The organism is Micromonospora sp. PRAS1 (assembly GCF_059553435.1).
This window is the reverse complement of sequence record NZ_JCANNB010000003.1, coordinates 165,943-182,977: the sequence shown is the minus strand read 5'-3', so window position 1 is coordinate 182,977 and position 17,035 is coordinate 165,943. Positions and strand designations below refer to the sequence as shown.

Below are 17,035 nucleotides of genomic sequence, written 5' to 3'. Positions count from 1 at the left end.
CCTCCGGCAACCGTTCGGCGAGCGCTCGTCTGGTCGGCGATGAGACAGCCCTGATGACGCTAGGAGCTTGAAAGGTAGAACGTTTAGTTCTACACTTTTGTCATGGAGCGCATCGGTGTCCGGGAACTGAACCAGAACACGAGCCAGGTGTTGGCTCGGGTAAGCGGCGGCGAGACTGTCGAGATCACCGATCGCGGACATCCGATCGCCCGACTTGTTCCGGTGGGTGACGACCGGTCGATGCTGGCCAAGCTGGTAGCTACGGGGCGGGCTGTCGCCCCGACCGGCGGCGGTCCTGTTCCGCTTCCGCCGAAGCTCGGCGACGAGGGTGTGGATGTGGCCACCGCGCTCGCTGCAATGCGAGACGAGGAGCGTTGGTGATCTACCTCGATTCCGCCGCTGTGGTCAAGCTGGTTCGGCAGGAGGCATGCAGCGCTGACCTTGTCTCCTGGCTCAACAACCACGATGACGTGCCGTTGGTCTCCTCTGCTCTCGTCGAGGTGGAAGTGCCCAGAGCGCTGCGCCGATCGGCTCCGCAAGCCCTGGTAGGGGTGCCAGCGGCCGTAGGACGGCTCTTCCGACTGGAGATCGACAGTACGATCCGCGCAACCGCAGCCGCTTTCAATGAGCCAACGCTCCGCAGCCTCGACACCATTCACCTGGCCACCGCCCAACTTCTGACCAACGAGTCCGGAACGGCACTCATCGCCTTCGTCACCTACGACCGGCGACTGCTCGAATGCGCCAAGCAAGCAGGGCTGCCCGTAGCAAGTCCCGGCCAGAACTGACCCACGAATCCACCCCCTGAAATCGGCTTTAAGATCCTGGCCGGTGTGGTGGCGGTGATCCCTGTTGTAGTGGCTGACTTCGTGATCAGACGCGGGCGGCGCAGGCCACCCCGATAGGCATACCCAACGCATAGCGCGAGCTGAACGATGTGCTGTAAGCCACGACTGCCCTGACCGCAGGAGGTTCAGCGGATGCTGTGGCACAAGACGCTGCGGATCACGCTGGAGACGTACGTCCATTGGTGGCCGAAGCGGGACCGGCCTCGCGGCATCGTCGGAAGCGTGCTGCGGTCGGCCCTCGCCAAGCAAGATCACAACTGATCTGTACTGACGTTGTACTAGTCGATCAACTCAAGAAAGAAACCGCATGTCACGGGTAGTGCTGGTGGGCCGGAGGTACCACCATGCGAACCACGCCGCCACGATCGCCGGTGACCCACTGCCGCTGCGTTTGCCCAAGTCAAGCCGATGAGCGGACGCCTGGCCCTCAGCCCGCTGAACGGCTGGCGGGCGGTTCCTTGATGCCGAGAAGATCAACCCTCTGCAAATCCTGATCGACTGCCGCGACCACGTACTGGAACGCTCGCCGGACCCGGCCCAGGATGATGTCCTGACCGACATCAGCGGACATCTGCCGGTGGACTCGCGCCAAGGGTCGGGAGCATTTTTCAGCGTCCGCTTGCAACTCGGTTGAGATCCAAGCGATCCGGGACCGCATTGGGCTGGGGTGTACCGATGACGCCAACCCGGTGGGCCCGCAATGCCAGCACGGCTGCCGTCCCGTCCATCGCCCGGTCCTGGAGCCATATGGTCCACGCCTGGAAGTTCGGCGAACGACCCCGAGATCGCCTACGTTCGCAGGTGTCCGAGCGGCCCCTCCGTCGAATCCTGACCAGGTCCGTTTGGAGAGGGCTCCGCCGCACCAGGATCGCTGCGCTACAGAAACATCGAGGAGATGGGCCCCGCCTCGCCGTTAAACCGCGTGGGTGAGGCTGATAGCACACAACATCGGATGCATTAACCTTGATCGTCGCTTGCCACGGCTGTCTTCGTGTCACCGCCATGCTGCGTGACGCGCGGACGACAGCGGATCTTGATTGCCCCCTTGCTGAAGGTCTCATCGGTAGCCTTGCTCGACCAGATGTACGCCTCGCCAGGCCGTAGGTGCGCCATCTTGTCGGCTGTGAGGCAGGTTAGGGCTGCGTTGGCCTTCTGAATGTGCTTAAGCCAGGCCGGTGAGTTGAACTTGTGCAGGATGATTTGGCTCGACAACTCGATCAACGACACGGGCACGGACGGCGGGTCCTGGCTGGCGACCATGATGCTCGTGCCCTTGTGCCGCATCTCCCGTACCACCTCGATGAGGCCAGCCACCAGGTCAGGGCTTTCGATGTACTTGTGAGCTTCGTCGAAAACGACCAGCTTGTTGAACGCCTGCCCGTCGTGCTTGGCATCGGCGAACAACTGAAGGAGAACCACGAACAGCCCCAGGGCTTCGTCCTTCTCGATGAACTCGTCCCTGAGGTCGACGATGATCAGCCGACCGGGGCGGATGAGCTCACTCAGGCGGGTGCTGTCATCGATGTACTCGGCGGCGAGATCGAGGCGGGATCCTGCCATGGCCTTGAGGTGATCCGGCAGTGACGCGTTGCCGATTCCCGCGCGGATGCCTTCAAGCGTGAGGTCGTTGCGCAGGCCCTTCATGACACGGTTGACTTGGCGCATATAGGTCGCCTGGTTGCCGACCGCTCCCATGAGGAACCGCCAGTGGCTCGCCTGGAGCTCGGCTGCCGCGAACTTCAGCGGGCGGACTTCGATGCCTGGGAATTCCGCGCGCCGCTCGTCGAGCTTGTCGGCTGGCACGAGTAGGAGTACGTCGCTGAGAGCCCGGGGTTGTGCGCCATACCGTTCCCGAAGGGCGTCGATCTGGGACTCGTCTGTGTTTTCCGCGATCATTGTGGTGAACTCGGGCTTGTAGTCCATGGTGGGGCTGTAATGGAAGATCACGGTCGCCAGTGGATGCGGCAGCCGGTTGAGATCCGGGATCGACAAGGAGGCCATTTCCGCGATGGTTCCGAGGGTGTAGGACTTTCCGCCGCCCTGGACGCCGAAGAGGCTGATTGTGTGCGTCTGGTTCAAATCAAGGGCGATCTTGCGTCCTGCCATTTCGCCGAGGATGCCGTACTGCGGCGAAGGGCTCGTCGCTCCGATCAGCACGTCGTAGCCGGGATGTCCAGGGCCCAAGTCGCCGGATCCGGCCCCGGACGGTGCCGGCACGTCCTCGACGTCGGGTGAGTTGGGGGTTGCCGGCTCAGCCAGCACCGACCCGGGCGACGAAGCGACAGCCGGCCCATCCGTCGCCGCGTCAAGCTGCGATGGTTGCGGTCCGTCAGGCCGCGGGTCTGCGGGAAGACCGACTAGTTTCTCCCCGGCTTCGGCGAGTTCAACGTCGTCGTCTCGCTGACGAGCATCCTGAAACGGACTCGGGTTATCGTCGCCAAGGGTACGCCTGGCAGCGAGGTCCTCCCAGGAGACGGTGCGGTCACGCGGTGGGCTGAGGAACGCGGCACTGTCCAAGGTCGGGACAGACGGTGCCCGTTCGCGGCGTCGCGTAATGTCGGCGATGCTTCGAGCCACCGCCGGCTCGGCCCTTTCCTCGCCGCGTGCCGAGGCCGGTTCTTCCTCCTCGGTTACCAGCTCGGGCACGGCGGCGTCGATGAGCTGTTGGATGAGGTTAGCGCCGATGCGATGGTATTCAATGCCCGCATCCAGTTCGGCGGGCTCGGTACCAGGCTTGTCGAAGTCGAAGATCAAGGCCGCGCGGGCGAAGTCAAGCCGATATCCGTCTTCCAGAGTTCGGAGAAGGAACCGACCCTCCTCCGCGGCGTCCCTGGCCATCGCCCCGTAGCGAACCCCGCGGTCGAGGTAGAACTCGAGCAGCGTGCTGACTTCGCGCGTCTTAACGAGCCGGTCGGGCCGATCCACCGGTGCGCGGTGCGGGTCGAAGTGGTAGCCAATCACGTCCTCGCTCTGTGCGATCTGCTTGGCGATGTCGTTCTTGAGCTGGTTGTAGGCGCCGAGGTCGCCAACTTGGTTGTAGCACTTTACCTCGACCAGCCGGCAGGTGATTGTTCGCGCGAGAGCGTCAATGTCGAACAGGGCGAGGTCGGTTCGCCGGAAGCTGACGTCGTCGCCGAGTTCGTCAGAGTTCTTCTTGACCGCACGGTAGAGATCGAGGTGAGCGTCAAGTGGCACGACGACCTGGTTAGTGAACACGCCCTGGTGCTCCAGGTACAGGCGGGACAGGGCGAGCCCGAGCGCTTCTGCGCGCTGGGTCGGGGAGGAGATCAGCTTGAGGGCTAGGCGGCCCGAGAGTGAGCGCAGCTGGCCGAGGAGCGCGACCGCATGTGCCGAATCGGCCTTGAGGCGGTACTGATCCAGCACCGGCTTGAGGATCGCTTCGAGTTCTGTCACCGAGCGGGAGGTAATGACCATGCGGTGGCCTTGTCCGGTCGTCTCCGGGCTGTGATCGATTAGGTAGTCCGGCCGGTTGCTGAGCCCGCCGTGGTCGAAGAACTCGATACCCATGTTTCGGTCGAGCGTCAGAACCCAGTCGCTCACCTCGTGAACCTGATGCAGGATGCTGCGATCTTCGGCGTCCAGCGCGAGTGTGATGACCGGCCGCAGCGCGAGTTCGGTTTCCCCTGTCGAGACAGTTGCCGTCGCGGTTGACATCAGGCCGGGCAGCGTTGACAGGAGGTCAGTAAGTTCCTCCGCGCCGTCGATGGGCACCGCCTGGCCGTGTCGAGGCTGCCGGGCCCATGCAATCGTCGTGTCGTCGTCGCGGTACCCGACGTGAAACTCCTGCACAAGTCCGTGGACGGGGGAAATCGACTCCTTGTGAGAGGCCCTGGCCACGCCAACCTCCTCGGCCGGGAAGAGGTCGAACAGGATCGACAGGTGTGCGGGATGGTCGTCGGGTGAGCGCCGGAACTCGGCGGTGGGCCGAACGGCGAGAGCCAGCTTCGGCCGTAGATGCGTGTCGGCCGGCGCCGCGAAGGCGTCCGCCTCGCGCGCCGTGACGCTGGAGGTCGGGGACAGCAACTCACCGAGGGCCTCCCCGAGGCCGGCCGCCTCGGCGTCTGGGGCGAATAGTCGGATGTCGTACCGGATATCGGCGAACGCTGGGTGCCGCTGCAGTTCGAGCAGCATGTCCGCGAGCACTTTGGCGCGTCCCGGGTTGAAGACGTTGATCATCAGCGTGCGCACGTATGGGTGCTGAACGAGGTATCGCTGGACTCGGGAGGCGAGGTAGGCGCCATTGATGGATGTGCCGGCGGTGGCCGGCTCGGGCAAACCGAGGGCGCCGCACACATCGCCGAGGAGGCTGCGCGGGTCCTGTTCGTGTGGTGGCGCGTACAGGGTCCAGAAGGGGTGGAGGTTGTCGACTGCCGCGAGGAGGCGACCGTTGGCCATCGGAAGCACGGGCGGGAAGCCGATCGGCGCCAGGCCGCGGAGCAGCGCTTCCCGTGTCGGAACCGCAAACTCGCGGGGGGCCCGCTTCGCCTGTTGTAGCCATACCTGCGTGACCTGTGCCCAGACAGCGAGCCAGAGGGCTCGGAGCGGATGGGTGGGGGCGACCAGGGCGGCTTCCCTGCGTCGGTCACGGTGGTCGCGGATCGCCAGTGTGACGGTGTCGACAGCGAGTACTCGCCGCAGGTCGGCCAGCGCATGCTGTGCGACATCCATGGTCGCCGTTCCAGCCCGCTTCAATAGGTCTTGAACAAGTAACCGGTAGGCGTCAGCGTACTCAAGGATGAGGGGGCGAAGCGCATGGATGTCTGCGGCCTGCGTGACGAGTTCCTTCGCCCCTGCTCGGACCGCCTGGAAATACGCCTCGCGGGCGGCCAGGAACCGCGTCGTGGCCTCGCCCTGGGGCCAGCGGGAAGTTTCGCCGCTGGCTTGGCCGGCGCTGCCCCGAGCGATCGGGATGCGCCAGTTGATCGGACCTGCCGGTGCGGCGAGGATCCGCTGTTCCAGCGCCTTCAGCTGTCGACTGATCGGCACGTTCATCGTGCCGTCGCGACCGAAGTCAACGTCGAGCATTTCGCTGCCCACGCTCCGCGCTCCGGGTGCGCGCTCTGTCCAGTTCACGGAGGTCACCGCGACGGCGTCCGGGTCCCGGCCGTCGATCAGGGCGATGAACTGCAGCCGGGTTCGTGCATGGACTAGGCTAACCTCGCGTTGCCGTGCTCGCTGGGGTGGTTCGATGTCTACGTCGCCGTCAGGGAGCACGTAGAACAGGTCGCTTTCGTTCGGTCGCCGGGCGGGGTCATCATCGTCAGCTGCCCACGGAATCGGATTCCCTGCGGTGTCCACGAGCGGGATGAGATCGCCGGCCCCGGTTCTGGCGAGGACACGGATGAAGTGCCATCCTTCCTCCCAACCGACGGTGTTGAGCTTGGTGAAGCTGACAGTTGCGTCCGGTCGCTTCGAGGTTAATGCCTTCTTGGTGCGTACCAGGCCGATAGGCCCCTGTTCCTGGGAGATGACCTGAAGGGAGAAGCTCGCTAGCCCTGGCACGGTGCTGGGCTGCGGGTCGACTCGAAAGGCCACATTGAACTTCTGCAGCCCTTTGCTGCCGAGCGACAAAACCCGCTGACCGATCAGCTGACTCAGCCTCGGATCAGTTTCACCTTCCTCAATCACGGGCAGGCTCGCCGTGACCTCGCTGATGCAGATGGAGTCCGGCGGTTCGCTGCCGCTGTCGAACTCCCAGCGGTTGAAGGCGAGGCTCCAACAATTGCGGTCGATGACGATCCGTCGGGTCCACGCCCGGGGATCCTCGAGGCCGGCCTCCGTGAGGAAGGCGCCGAGCCGGTTCCGCATGTCGCTGCTGGTAAGTCCGAGGTCCAAGACCCGGCCGCGCTCGGACTTCGCCGACCAGGTGAGTTTTTCCACACATTCGCGATTGCGGGTTACCCGAAGGGGCGCGTTGTCAGGCGTGGCGAGCAGCTCAAAGTCCGGCACGAGGGCAAGCTCGTGCAGGGCCGCCCCGATGGCCTCCGGGTCATTGTCGTTGGCCTTCGCGGTCAGCAGGAACCGAACGATGGCCACGGGGTCGGCAAACTTCCAAGGGCTATCGCCGTCGGTAATTCGCCGCAGTGCTTCGGCAAGGTCTCCCCGAATGGCAGGCGGCATCTCGTCCAAGAGTTTGCGGCGCAACTCGCCGTACACATCGCCAAGCTGTACCTGCTCGAACGTTGCGACACCGAACGAATCCTCGGCGGCGGCTCGCACGTCGTTGGGAATGAACACCAGCAGCGGAGGTCGCGGTGTGCCATCCGGCAGAGGGTTGCGCAGCTCGACCAGCTTGGTACTGCTGACCGTCAAGTCAAGCGGAAAGCTGGCGTCACCACCGCCGAGCAACACGACCTCCGCGCCCGGCACCTCGGCGCGTAGCCTCCCACACAGTCGTGCCATGAGGTCGGTGTCAAGATCGGTGATTCGCATGCAGTGGCCCGGCCCCCGCGAGCTGAGCAGGTGACGCAGCCGGGGCAGCAACACGCCTTCCAGTTCGGCGGCGATGTCCTGGGGGTCGATCTCCTGAAGTCCCTGGGTCATGCCACACCTCCGGTGGTGGGGATCTTGGGCGTGACACCATTGATGTCGATGCGGTACCGAGGGGTGACCGTCTGGGTGACGTAGGCGTCGGAAAGATCGCGATAGAAGCCGACCTCACGCAGGCGTGATCTGAAGGCAGCGAGGTTGCCTCGTAGTGCCTGCTGATCGGTTATTGATGCACCGCCGAACCCGTCGCCTGGCGGCAACCGGTCGATGTGCAGCCCGTACCGCTCGCGCAAGAGGGCGAGCAGTTCGTCGATGCGCAGCTCGCCGGTGTGGTAGCCCCTAGCGCCCCCCGGACGTAGAACGGCGATTTGGAGTAGCACTTCGAGTAGACGGCTGTCCAGAATGAAACGACGCGCCGAGTTCTTCGCCCTGGGCTGCGCGATTAGTGCGCCCGGCCGGTTCTTCAGCAGCAACGAGTCCAGGCATTCTGTGAGGTACTGGCGGTGGAAGCGACCCCGCACCGCTACCAGCATCTCGATGTAGGTGTCGAATTCGCTGAGTCCCATCGCGCGTACGGCCGCCAACTCGGGGTCAAGGTCCCCGTCTGTCACCCCGCCGGTATCCTCGACGGAGATCACGCGCTGGCCGAAGTACTTCTCCCGCTCGGTCTCCCAATCCGGCCCAAGCAGAGCCAGCACTTGGCCGACGGAGAATTCGCCGCTTGGTGGCTTGGGAAGCTTGCTGCTTCGGGCCAGATGCGTAGCGAACTCGTCCAGCTTGCGCGTCGAGAAGTATGCCTTCACAAACGCAGGGATCCGCCGGTAGTGCAGGTCGGCGCTGCGCTCGGCGAGGTACGCCATGGGTGTCCCCGGCTGGGCGGCCACGTCGACGAGCAACCCGATCCGGTACTGGCAGTCGCCGTGCGGGTTCTTGGGATCCTTCGCGGCCACTGGGCATGCATCGCAGGTCGGGTCGCCGCCCCTGCGGCGCAGCAGAGCGGGCAGCAGCTTAAGCATGCGCAGGTGGTACAGGGCCAGATGAAAGGAGAACAGCACCTTCAGGTAGTCCACCATTACCGACCGCGGGATGAAACGCTCGTAACACAGGAGGCGGGTGACGTCCTCGGCGAGGAGGTCCGCCGCGCCGACGCAGACAGGCGGAAAGCTTCCCCGATCCTCCCGGGTGTCCGCGGTGTCCTCGACCTGGTCGAGCAGACGCAGCAACGCCTGCGTCTCGACGTCCAGCGTCACAGCGCTGTCCGGAAGCCCAGTTACTTTGTCGTGCCCATGGAAGAAGAAGGCGGTCAGGTGTTCGAGCGCCCTCTGCCCGGCCCCGTTGCGGGCGTGGTAGAGCATCTCGTAGATGTGCTGGGCGGCACCGTAGTCGCGCGAGTGTTTGGGGTTGCGGAACCGGTACGTATAACCGTGCAGCGGCCTCGGTGCGGCAATGGCCTGCGAGGACTTCCCGCGGTTTACCACGTCCATCAGGTGCGTCTCGAGCCATCGTTCGAGAATGTCCCGGTGCTCCGCGAAGCCGGTGAACCACTCGGGATGGGTGAGGAACTCGTCGACGAAGGCTTCGGTGGTGAGCTCAATGGAGCGACGCAGGCGACTTGGGTACCCCTTGTGAGCCAACCGGGCGAAGAAGGCGGTCAGCACCCGGTCCATCTGGATTTGTTTGAACTCCAGATAGCTGATCTTGGTGAGGCGAAACTCCCGGTCACGCTTGGACAGTGGCATCAAGCCACCTCCTGTCCTGCCGGCGTCGCGGTTACGTGGCTCATCTCGAGCCGGCCGTCGTTGTGGCGCTCCACGCGATAGAAGTCGTGCCCGGTCGTCGTCAGCAGTACCTCCTGATAGGGCTCGGAGCCAAGGCGGTTCTTGAAGACCGCGAGGCTTAGGTAGTAGCCCTGCTCCTCCTCGACGCTCGGGCGATAACCCGCATTGAGACGCTCCAGCATCTCAAAGACATCGAGGTTCACCATCAGCTCCGCCGAGCTGCCCGTGGTTGCCAGGTACTTAAGCACGAGGCTTGCGGGCATGTGCTCGACGAACCGCGCCCCGCTGGCCGCATCAACCACGCTGAATGAGAACCGTTCGGCCGGGAACATCCGGTAGCTACGCACCGTACCGCGCTCGACCTGGCGTACCTGCAACGCCAGCTTGCCCCCCACTTGGCCCAGGTCGTTGAGCCCTTCCCCGCGGTTGATCGCGCGCAACACGTCGGCTAGCGCGGCGGCCAGATCGGAACGGCCGGCGATCAGGTTCATCATCCGCTCGGCGGAGCGGTACGGCAGCATCTGGCGCCACCCAGGATCACGGCGTTCGAAGTACGCTCGCCGGCGCGCCATGGCCACGTACTGCTGGTGGACCTCTCCGCGGCGTGCGGTGGCCTGGCCCGAGTAGTCGCGAGGCAGCTCTGCGAAAAGACTCCGCAGCACGTCACGGTCATAGCCACTGCGCAGATCGAATCGGAACAGCGTGCGGTCGGCGGCGGGCGAGACGAAGTCCAGATTGCGATCCAGTCGGGGGTCGCTCGACATGCCCGTGTCCACGTCTTTCAGCAGGTCGAGCAGCCGGTCACCGGTAGGCCGGTCGCCACCCAGCCAGCTGTTGAAGTAGAAACCCTGCAGGATCGACTCCCGGTCGCCGGCCTGGTACAGCTCGTGGATCTGCCCGCAGTCGCGGGTGCCCACCAACATGTACGCCAGCGCCGACCGCATGTCCCGCAGCGTGATGTGCAACCGGCCGCGCAGATGCGTCAGGGTGTAAGCGGTCTTGAGACGCTCAATGACCTTCGGCCCGGCTACCGGATCCTGGAAGGTGCGGGCGTTGTGGTGGGCGTAGCAACGATCGCGCAGGTCGCATCGCTGGCACGGCTCCCAGAACCCTTCGTGAGTGAGCCGCCGCAGGGTGCGCGCGAAGATCGACTCGTCGCCGCCCTGTTCATCGCCGTCGTACCCGAGCGGATCGTGAACGACGCTGCGCAGGTTGAGGTTGACCACTGCCACCCCGTGCTCCGGCGCCCCGGTCACCAGGCCGTTGCGGACGACCTGATCCAGCAAGGGAAACCGCACCGTGTTGGCGGCCAAAAAGTCGACCAGGCGTCCCTCGTTGATCGCGATCAGGCGTGCCTCGCCGTCAGACCACGCCTCGGGTACGGAACCGGCGAACGGCGCGAAGAAGTCGGTGAGTACGTTGTCGCTGCTTTGCTCGCCTTCGTCCTGGCTGCCGTCGTAGTTGGTCACGAACGTGCGCCCACGCAGCGTGAACCGCCGACCGTTGGGCAGCGGCGCTGCGAATGTGGCCTGCTGCTCGCGGGCCCGGTTCTCCAGTCGCTGCAGGAAAGCGGTCTTGCCATCACCGGCGTTCCCGGTGATGATCACCAAGCGGAACTCACCCGCCAACACGGCCGGCTCCAGTTCCCGGTCGAGCGCGGTTTCCACGTACGTCCGCTCGGCCAGCGTGTCCAGACCACGGGTGCCGGCATTGCTGTGCGCGCTCTGGCTGTAGAGCGTCAGCAGGCGCGAGACGTACGGATTGGTGTTCGGCGGCAGGGCGTCTGTGTCGGCCGGACCGGAGATCGTTGGGATCCGGTCGGGCTCTGGGAGCGACCGGACCGCCTGCTTGATTTTGCCGAAGGCAGACTGAAGTTCGATTGCCGAGGCGAAGCGGTCCGCCCGCTTCGGCGCGATCGTCCTGAGGATCACCTCCACAAAAGACGGTGCGAGATCGGCGAGCCCGGAGAACTCGCGTGGATCGGCTGCTGGGACACCGGGTGGTGGAGCCGCAGCTTCCCAGGGGTAGCGGCCAGTAATCGCCTCATACAGGGTGACACCCAGCGCAAAGAGGTCGCGGTCTGCAAGATCGCCGGGTTGCGGGTAGGCAGTGCGGTCGAGGTCGGGAGGGAGGTAGCGGTCTGACCCGCCGCCATGCCCGTTGCCTACGTCGCGAAGGACGGAGACGTTGAAGTCGATGATGCGTACCCCGTTGCCGGTCCAGAGCAGGTTGCGGGGCTTGATGTCGCAGTGGTACGCGCCATGTCGGTGTAGATGGACTAGACCATCGGTCACCTGCTTGGCGAGATCGAGCGCGTCGTCGGGCGAGAATAGCTTCTGGTTGATCATCTCGCTGATGTCCAACCCGTCGATGTACTCGAAGACGATGAATGGCGGGGGAAAACCAGAGTCCGAGAACTGCGCGTCGTAGACCCGCACCACGTTGGGGTGTTCGGGCACCCGCAACAGCGTCCGGTACTCCTTCTTCAGTCGTTCCAGCGTCGAGTGCCGGTCCTTCAGGATCACCTTGACCGCCCGGGGCACGTCGCCCAGCGTGTCGATGACCTTATAGACGACGCCGAACGACCCGGCACCGATCCGTTTCTCCACCAGGTATTTCGACGTCAGCATCGTGCCGGGCACCAGCCGCCCGTAGTCGACCTCCGACACGGCCTCGGTTTCAGCTGGTGTCGCCAACGGTTCCCCGCCGGAGTCGTCGCTGTCCCGCGCGGCAAGAAGCCGTCGCAGATCCTCGGCAGCCTGCGCCGCGGAGGGCCGCTGATCCGGGTCGAAGCTGCATAGTTTCTGCAGCCACTTATCGATCGTGGTCGATACCTCGCTACGGAGGTCGGACGGCTTGGCGGGAAAGACACCGCCCTGGTCGTAGACGTCGGTTGGGCTGCTGAACGGCTTCTCGCCGGTAAACAGTTCGTACAGCACCAGGCCAGCGCTGAATACGTCCGAGGCGGCGCTGGCGTTGGATGGTTCCCGAACCGTCTCCGGCGCCTGGTACAGCGGCTCCAGGTCATCGACGATGGCTTGGGCAATAGTCTTCGATCGGTCCACCCCGGCGCGGGCGAACTCGAACCCGATGACATGCAGGTGCCCATCGGCGCCCAGCAGCAGCGTGCCCGGGGTGATGTTGCGGTGCACGACCTGGTGTCGGTGCGCGTGCGCCAGGGCGTCCAGCAGTTCGCCGGCGACCGCGAGCTTCTGGTCGAAAGTCAGCGCGAGATTGGGCCGGTCGATGTGTAGTCGCAACGCCTGCCCGGCCACATCCTCGGTGACCAGCAAGTAGCGGTCCTCGCCCTCGGTGGCAAAGAAGTCCCGTACCCCGACGATGGCCGGATGGCCGGGCATGTGGTTCAGTGCGTTGTAGGCGTTGGCGATCCGGGTCCGCTGCCCGGCCCGCTCCTCCTTGGGCAGGTAGGGATCAGCGACGTACACCCGCAGTAGCACGTGACCGGATTTTGCACCGGCGTAGCTGTTGAAGGCGCGGTACTCGGTGTACGCGTCCGTGCCGCCCAGCCGTTCCTCCACCTCCCAGCTGTTGAAGCGCAGTGGCCCGGTGCGGGCGTGGGCCGCTCCCTGCACCGCCCGGCGGACCATGGCCTGCACGCCTGCGATGTTCTTGCTGAATTTGGCCGGAATGCGGGCGGTGTTTTGGAAAAACGCCACCGACTTCGCCAGCGTCGTGACACTAGGCGCGTCCCGCCCGCCCGGATCCTGGATGACCGCGTCCGGCGCTGCCAGAACGACGGCTGCGTCAACATAGACACCGTCGAGATCACGCCGGTTCGGCTGGCTCGCCGTGATGAGACCCTTGAGGGTACGCGCGTGCGCGCGCAGCTTGATCAGCGGCGAGCCAAAGGGCTGGCGACGGTCCGGGTACCACTTCGGCCCGTAGACCTCAATGAGGCCCTGGATGCCCTTAATGTCCACCAGGTACACCGCGTGTGGCGCGACCACCGCCAAGTCAACCTCGAAAACCTCACCGTTACGGTGGATTTCGAAGTTGTGCATCAGCGTGTAGCTGTTCGGCAGATGATCCCGGAGGTATCCGATAGCCCGACGCTCGGCCTCGTTGGCCGGCGTGCCAACCGCGATCACCGTCGCAGCCATTAACTCGCCGCCTCGATAGCATCCTCAACCAACATGCGTGCCCGGCTTTCATCGACACATGCCTGGTCGCGCAACTCCTGAGCTCGGATGACGTCGCCTCCAATCGTGCGCCTCACGACGGCCGATGGCCAAGGGATGCGGATGTTGCGCACTCGGCTCTCATCGATATGGGGGATGCTAGACCCTGCGCTTTCTCGCGAAATCAGTAGTACTCCTTCGGACGTCGACAATACGGCGGAGATATATCCGGAATCACTTAGCTGGCGTGGCGTGACACGGATCATATTGTTCGATATTGCGAATCCGTCGAGGTACTTACCGACGAGCACCGACCGTCCTATGAGCCCCCCAAGCTGGCCAGCTTCCTGAATCAGGATGTCGCCTTGCGAGACGACCAAGGCGAATTGCTCCGCAACTGACCGCATCAGGTACCGCTCCGATGTCGGCGCAAGCTGGAACACATCGTTACCAGTGAGGTAAGGAACGCCATACTTGGGATCAGCGTAGCGGCGTTTGAAGATTCCCGGGATAAATACCTTGGCGACGTCGCCCAGCTTCCGGTGCTCCTCCACGGTGGCGCCATCGAAGGCATGCCGAGCAGCGATGCACGGCTCGCTGAAGTAGAACGCGTCAAGCCGGGATTGAAGCCGCGACGAGTGAACAGATGTCCACAGGGACGGACTTGGGCCCGAGTTCGCCGGCAATATTTCCCGGACTCGCTGGGTGGCTTGTTCCAGCAGCCCTATGGCCTTACTCCGAGCTGCAGACGCGCCTTCAACAAGGGCATGCACCTGTTCTTCAACTTTTGAGCCGAGGCGTGGTACAGGCAAGCGCGCAATGTTCTCCGCCTCAATGTGGACAATGATCGATCCGAACGTTCCGCTGACGACGAGCGGCATCCCGAATCTAGACGAGAGGAACGCGTAAAGGTAGCCCGACGGGACTCGGGAGGTGTCCGGCACCACCTTCAGCACGTCCTGTGACATGGCCATATCGGCCATGTCACGCCTGCAGTATGCCATCCGCCCAATACTGCCGGATCGCGTTATCAGGGTGCTGCCAGCCGGACACCTGAACAATGGATTAGCCCCGACCTGCCCCCTCGAGATGAACGGCTGCCTCGATAGGTCGGCCTTCAGGATATCGGAACTACGCAGGAACGGAACGCCATAATCTGAGCCATCGACCCAGCGAAGCTTGTCCATTCCAACGTGATACATCCCGGCGGCCCCGCCTGCCGTCAGGTCGATAAGATCTTCTTTGGGAAGAGACGAAGCTTCTAGCTGTTTCTTGGCTTCGATTCCGCCCCGAGTGAACGGGCCGCAATCGAGCCTGTGCTCCTCTTCCATGATCCAAGAGAACGGAATGCGCTTGACAATCATTCGCCAGGCTCCGGCGAGTCGCGGCGGAACGCTAAGTATGCGTCGGCAATCTCTGGAAGATCATTGTCGATGACCTTATCTTTTCGTCTGAGCACTCGAACGACCGATTGGCCGCCGACACGCACCCGCTCGCGATGCTCGACTTCTTCGACGATCTCCTCTCCATCGGCGCGGCGTTTGTAAAGAGTGTTGCCCCGCCTATCAAAACCGACATTTTCGGCTACTGCCATGAATACTGGATAGTCGCGAGATTCGCCCAAGTCTGCGGCCTTCAACTCCTCGCTCGTCTTCTTCTTCAAGAATACGAGGCTGGTTAGAATATTCACGTTGGCCTCGACTATGAATACCTCGACCGGCAGATCAACGCTGGCTAGCAGCCAGCAATGACGCAGCAACCACCATCTAATGTATTCCTGCGCAGGATTGCCCAGAATTCCATCTGGCAGGACGATCCCCATCCGGCCGCCTGGCTTCAGCCACTGGTAGCAGCGCTCTATGAAGAGCACCTCGGGAGCGACGCTGCCCTGCAGACGTCCAGTGTTTCGGAACCCGCCGTCCTCGGTGCGCTCCCAGACGTAGGCGAGGTCAAACGCCTTCAAGATGTTTGCGTCGGTGATGGGGATGTCCGAACCGAACGGTGGATTCGTCATCACCACGTCAATTGACTCGAGTCGCGCATCTTTGCGAGCTGCGGCGACGCCCGGTAGGTGGCCGGCCGGAAACTCGAGCGAGTTCATGTGGAACAGCCGCGCCTCCGCCTCGCTGGCCATAACCACGTTCATCTGGGCTGCGCGCACCAGAAACGGGTCGAAGTCCGCGCCGAACAGGTTCGCACGTGCGTAGCTAGCCAGGCGGTCCCGGATGGATAGGAAGTCCGCAGTCGACTCGTCGCCGGCTGCGACCTTCTTCTCGTCATGGAGGCGCTGGTCGAGTCGCTTGAGGGTGGAAACAAGAAACCCGCCCGTGCCGCAGGCCGGGTCGAGGACCCGCTCGTTCTCCTTCGGGTCGAGTATTTCGACCATCAGGTCGACCACACCTCGAGGCGTAAAGTACTGGCCGCGGTCGCCTCGCAGGTTTGTCCCCACCAGTTCCTGGTAGGCCGCACCCTTTACGTCCAACCCTGTGCGGCGGAAGTCGTACTTGGCTAGCTCGGCGACGATGAAGGCGAGAGCCCGGTCCGAGAGCTCGATCCGTTCGTCGCCTTGGAAGACCGTGCCCGCGTAGTCCTTCTTCGCCTCCTCGAAGAGCGGCTCGATCCGGGCGCGGATTGCCTTTTGTCCTTCCGGGTCGAACTGCTCGTCGACGAGCTGGCGCCGGCCGTTAACCGCCTTCTCGTACATGCCGGCCCAAAAGCGTGGCGGCTCGTCACGGCGCCGGCGCTCGTCGTGCAGCTTGGCAAAGATCAGATACAAGAACTGGCGGAACGCGATGTCCTTCGACATGCCTTCGTTGCCGTGGATGTAGTTATGGCAGCGGCGGAAGGCGGTGAGCAGCATCTCTCGGTCGGCCCTGCGGAGCTGAGCGTTCGAGGCGACCGTACGCGAGCCGAGGGTATCGTCGCCGAGTGGCCAGTCGCCGAGCGGTTGGAACTTCACATCGAAGCGGGTGACCTGCTTCTCGAAAAAGAAGAACTCCAAGCCGTTGGTCCACAGCCCGTACCGGCAGTCCTTCGCCTCGGTCATCACCGAGTACAGGGGGTCGAACTCCTTCTTCGCCTGTTCGTGGTCGCGCATCTTGTACGCGCTCTTGGTACCCCTCGCGGGTTCCTTCTCGCACATGACCACGCGGCGCAGGTTCTCTACAGTATGGCCCATGCCCGCATTGAAGATCGCAATGTCGACCTTCCTTAGCCGCCCGTCGACCCGAATCTTGAAGTCGGGCAGCATGTCGTCCACGGAGATGCCGTACTCGTGGAACAGCGCGCGGGCGATCCGTTGGCGTACCTGCTCCTTCGGAGTGTCCTTGACCGGCTTGCCGGTGATGTAGTCCAGCAGAGTGCCCTCTTCGAGCGAGGTGACCTCGTCGTCGCCGGACCGATCGATAGCCTCGACCTCGAGGTCCTCACTCATGAGCATGCCCTTCTATCAAATCATCGTCTGACGCGCTCGCCGCACCTCCGGCACGGACCCAGCCGTCGACGTCCTCGCGCTTGAACTTCCAGAACCGGCCGACCTTGTAGCCGGGCATGCCCTTGTTGGTCACCCAGGCGTACACGGTGTCCTTGCTGACCCCGAGGTACTCGGCCACCTCATCCACCGACAACCAACGGTCAATCACTGCACACGCCCCCTGCGGTTCAGCGTGCGAGCGTACACGCGGAGCCATGTCTAGCAGCTGCAACACTCCGGATCAATGGCCTGTAAGCCTGGTTTATGCTGACCAGGCCGGAGCAAGCG

At 63.7% G+C, this 17,035-nt stretch carries 10 protein-coding genes; 3 read left to right on the top strand and 7 right to left on the bottom strand.

Translation table 11 applies throughout. The annotated features are described in order from the left end of the window. Window positions 1–102 precede the first annotated feature (102 nt). From AC507J_RS04595 to AC507J_RS04585, 3 genes are all read left to right on the top strand, one after another. On the top strand, window positions 103–381 hold the full coding sequence (locus AC507J_RS04595) for a type II toxin-antitoxin system Phd/YefM family antitoxin (RefSeq protein WP_496287782.1): 279 nt from the start codon (window positions 103–105) through the stop codon (window positions 379–381). Further along, window positions 378–788, top strand: a complete 411-nt coding sequence (locus tag AC507J_RS04590) for a type II toxin-antitoxin system VapC family toxin (RefSeq protein WP_496287781.1) — start codon at window positions 378–380, stop codon at window positions 786–788. Before AC507J_RS04595 ends, AC507J_RS04590 begins: the two co-directional genes overlap by 4 nt. A gap of 192 nt (window positions 789–980) precedes the next feature. Continuing rightward, a complete protein-coding gene (locus AC507J_RS04585; RefSeq protein WP_496287780.1) occupies window positions 981–1,109 on the top strand; it encodes a hypothetical protein in 129 nt (42 codons plus the stop codon). A gap of 166 nt (window positions 1,110–1,275) precedes the next feature. Here the strand turns inward: AC507J_RS04585 and AC507J_RS04580 are convergent, their stop codons facing one another. From AC507J_RS04580 to mads1, 7 genes are all read right to left on the bottom strand, one after another. After that, window positions 1,276–1,419: a hypothetical protein gene (locus AC507J_RS04580; RefSeq protein WP_496287779.1), complete on the bottom strand. Its 144-nt coding sequence runs from the start codon at window positions 1,417–1,419 to the stop codon at window positions 1,276–1,278. Window positions 1,420–1,805: 386 nt separating this feature from the next. After that, entirely contained in the window at window positions 1,806–7,412 is a 5,607-nt protein-coding gene (gene mads8 / locus AC507J_RS04575) for a methylation-associated defense system ATP-binding protein MAD8 (RefSeq protein ID WP_496287778.1), read from the bottom strand. Next, a complete protein-coding gene (gene mads7, locus AC507J_RS04570; protein WP_496287777.1) occupies window positions 7,409–9,097 on the bottom strand; it encodes a methylation-associated defense system protein MAD7 in 1,689 nt (562 codons plus the stop codon). Before mads7 ends, mads8 begins: the two co-directional genes overlap by 4 nt. Then, window positions 9,097–13,257, bottom strand: coding sequence for a methylation-associated defense system protein kinase MAD6 (gene mads6, locus AC507J_RS04565; RefSeq protein ID WP_496287776.1), 4,161 nt, complete (start codon window positions 13,255–13,257; stop codon window positions 9,097–9,099). Before mads6 ends, mads7 begins: the two co-directional genes overlap by 1 nt. Beyond that, window positions 13,257–14,639: a methylation-associated defense system restriction endonuclease subunit S MAD5 gene (gene mads5 / locus AC507J_RS04560; RefSeq protein WP_496287775.1), complete on the bottom strand. Its 1,383-nt coding sequence runs from the start codon at window positions 14,637–14,639 to the stop codon at window positions 13,257–13,259. The genes mads6 and mads5 overlap by 1 nt, the downstream gene beginning before the upstream one ends. Continuing rightward, window positions 14,636–16,708 (bottom strand): methylation-associated defense system DNA methyltransferase MAD2, encoded by a 2,073-nt coding sequence (gene mads2 / locus AC507J_RS04555; protein ID WP_496287774.1) that lies wholly within the window; start codon window positions 16,706–16,708, stop codon window positions 14,636–14,638. The genes mads5 and mads2 overlap by 4 nt, the downstream gene beginning before the upstream one ends. Beyond that, complete coding sequence (gene mads1, locus AC507J_RS04550; protein WP_496287773.1) at window positions 16,701–16,964, bottom strand: methylation-associated defense system helix-turn-helix domain-containing protein MAD1; 264 nt, start codon at window positions 16,962–16,964, stop codon at window positions 16,701–16,703. Before mads1 ends, mads2 begins: the two co-directional genes overlap by 8 nt. Window positions 16,965–17,035 lie beyond the last annotated feature (71 nt).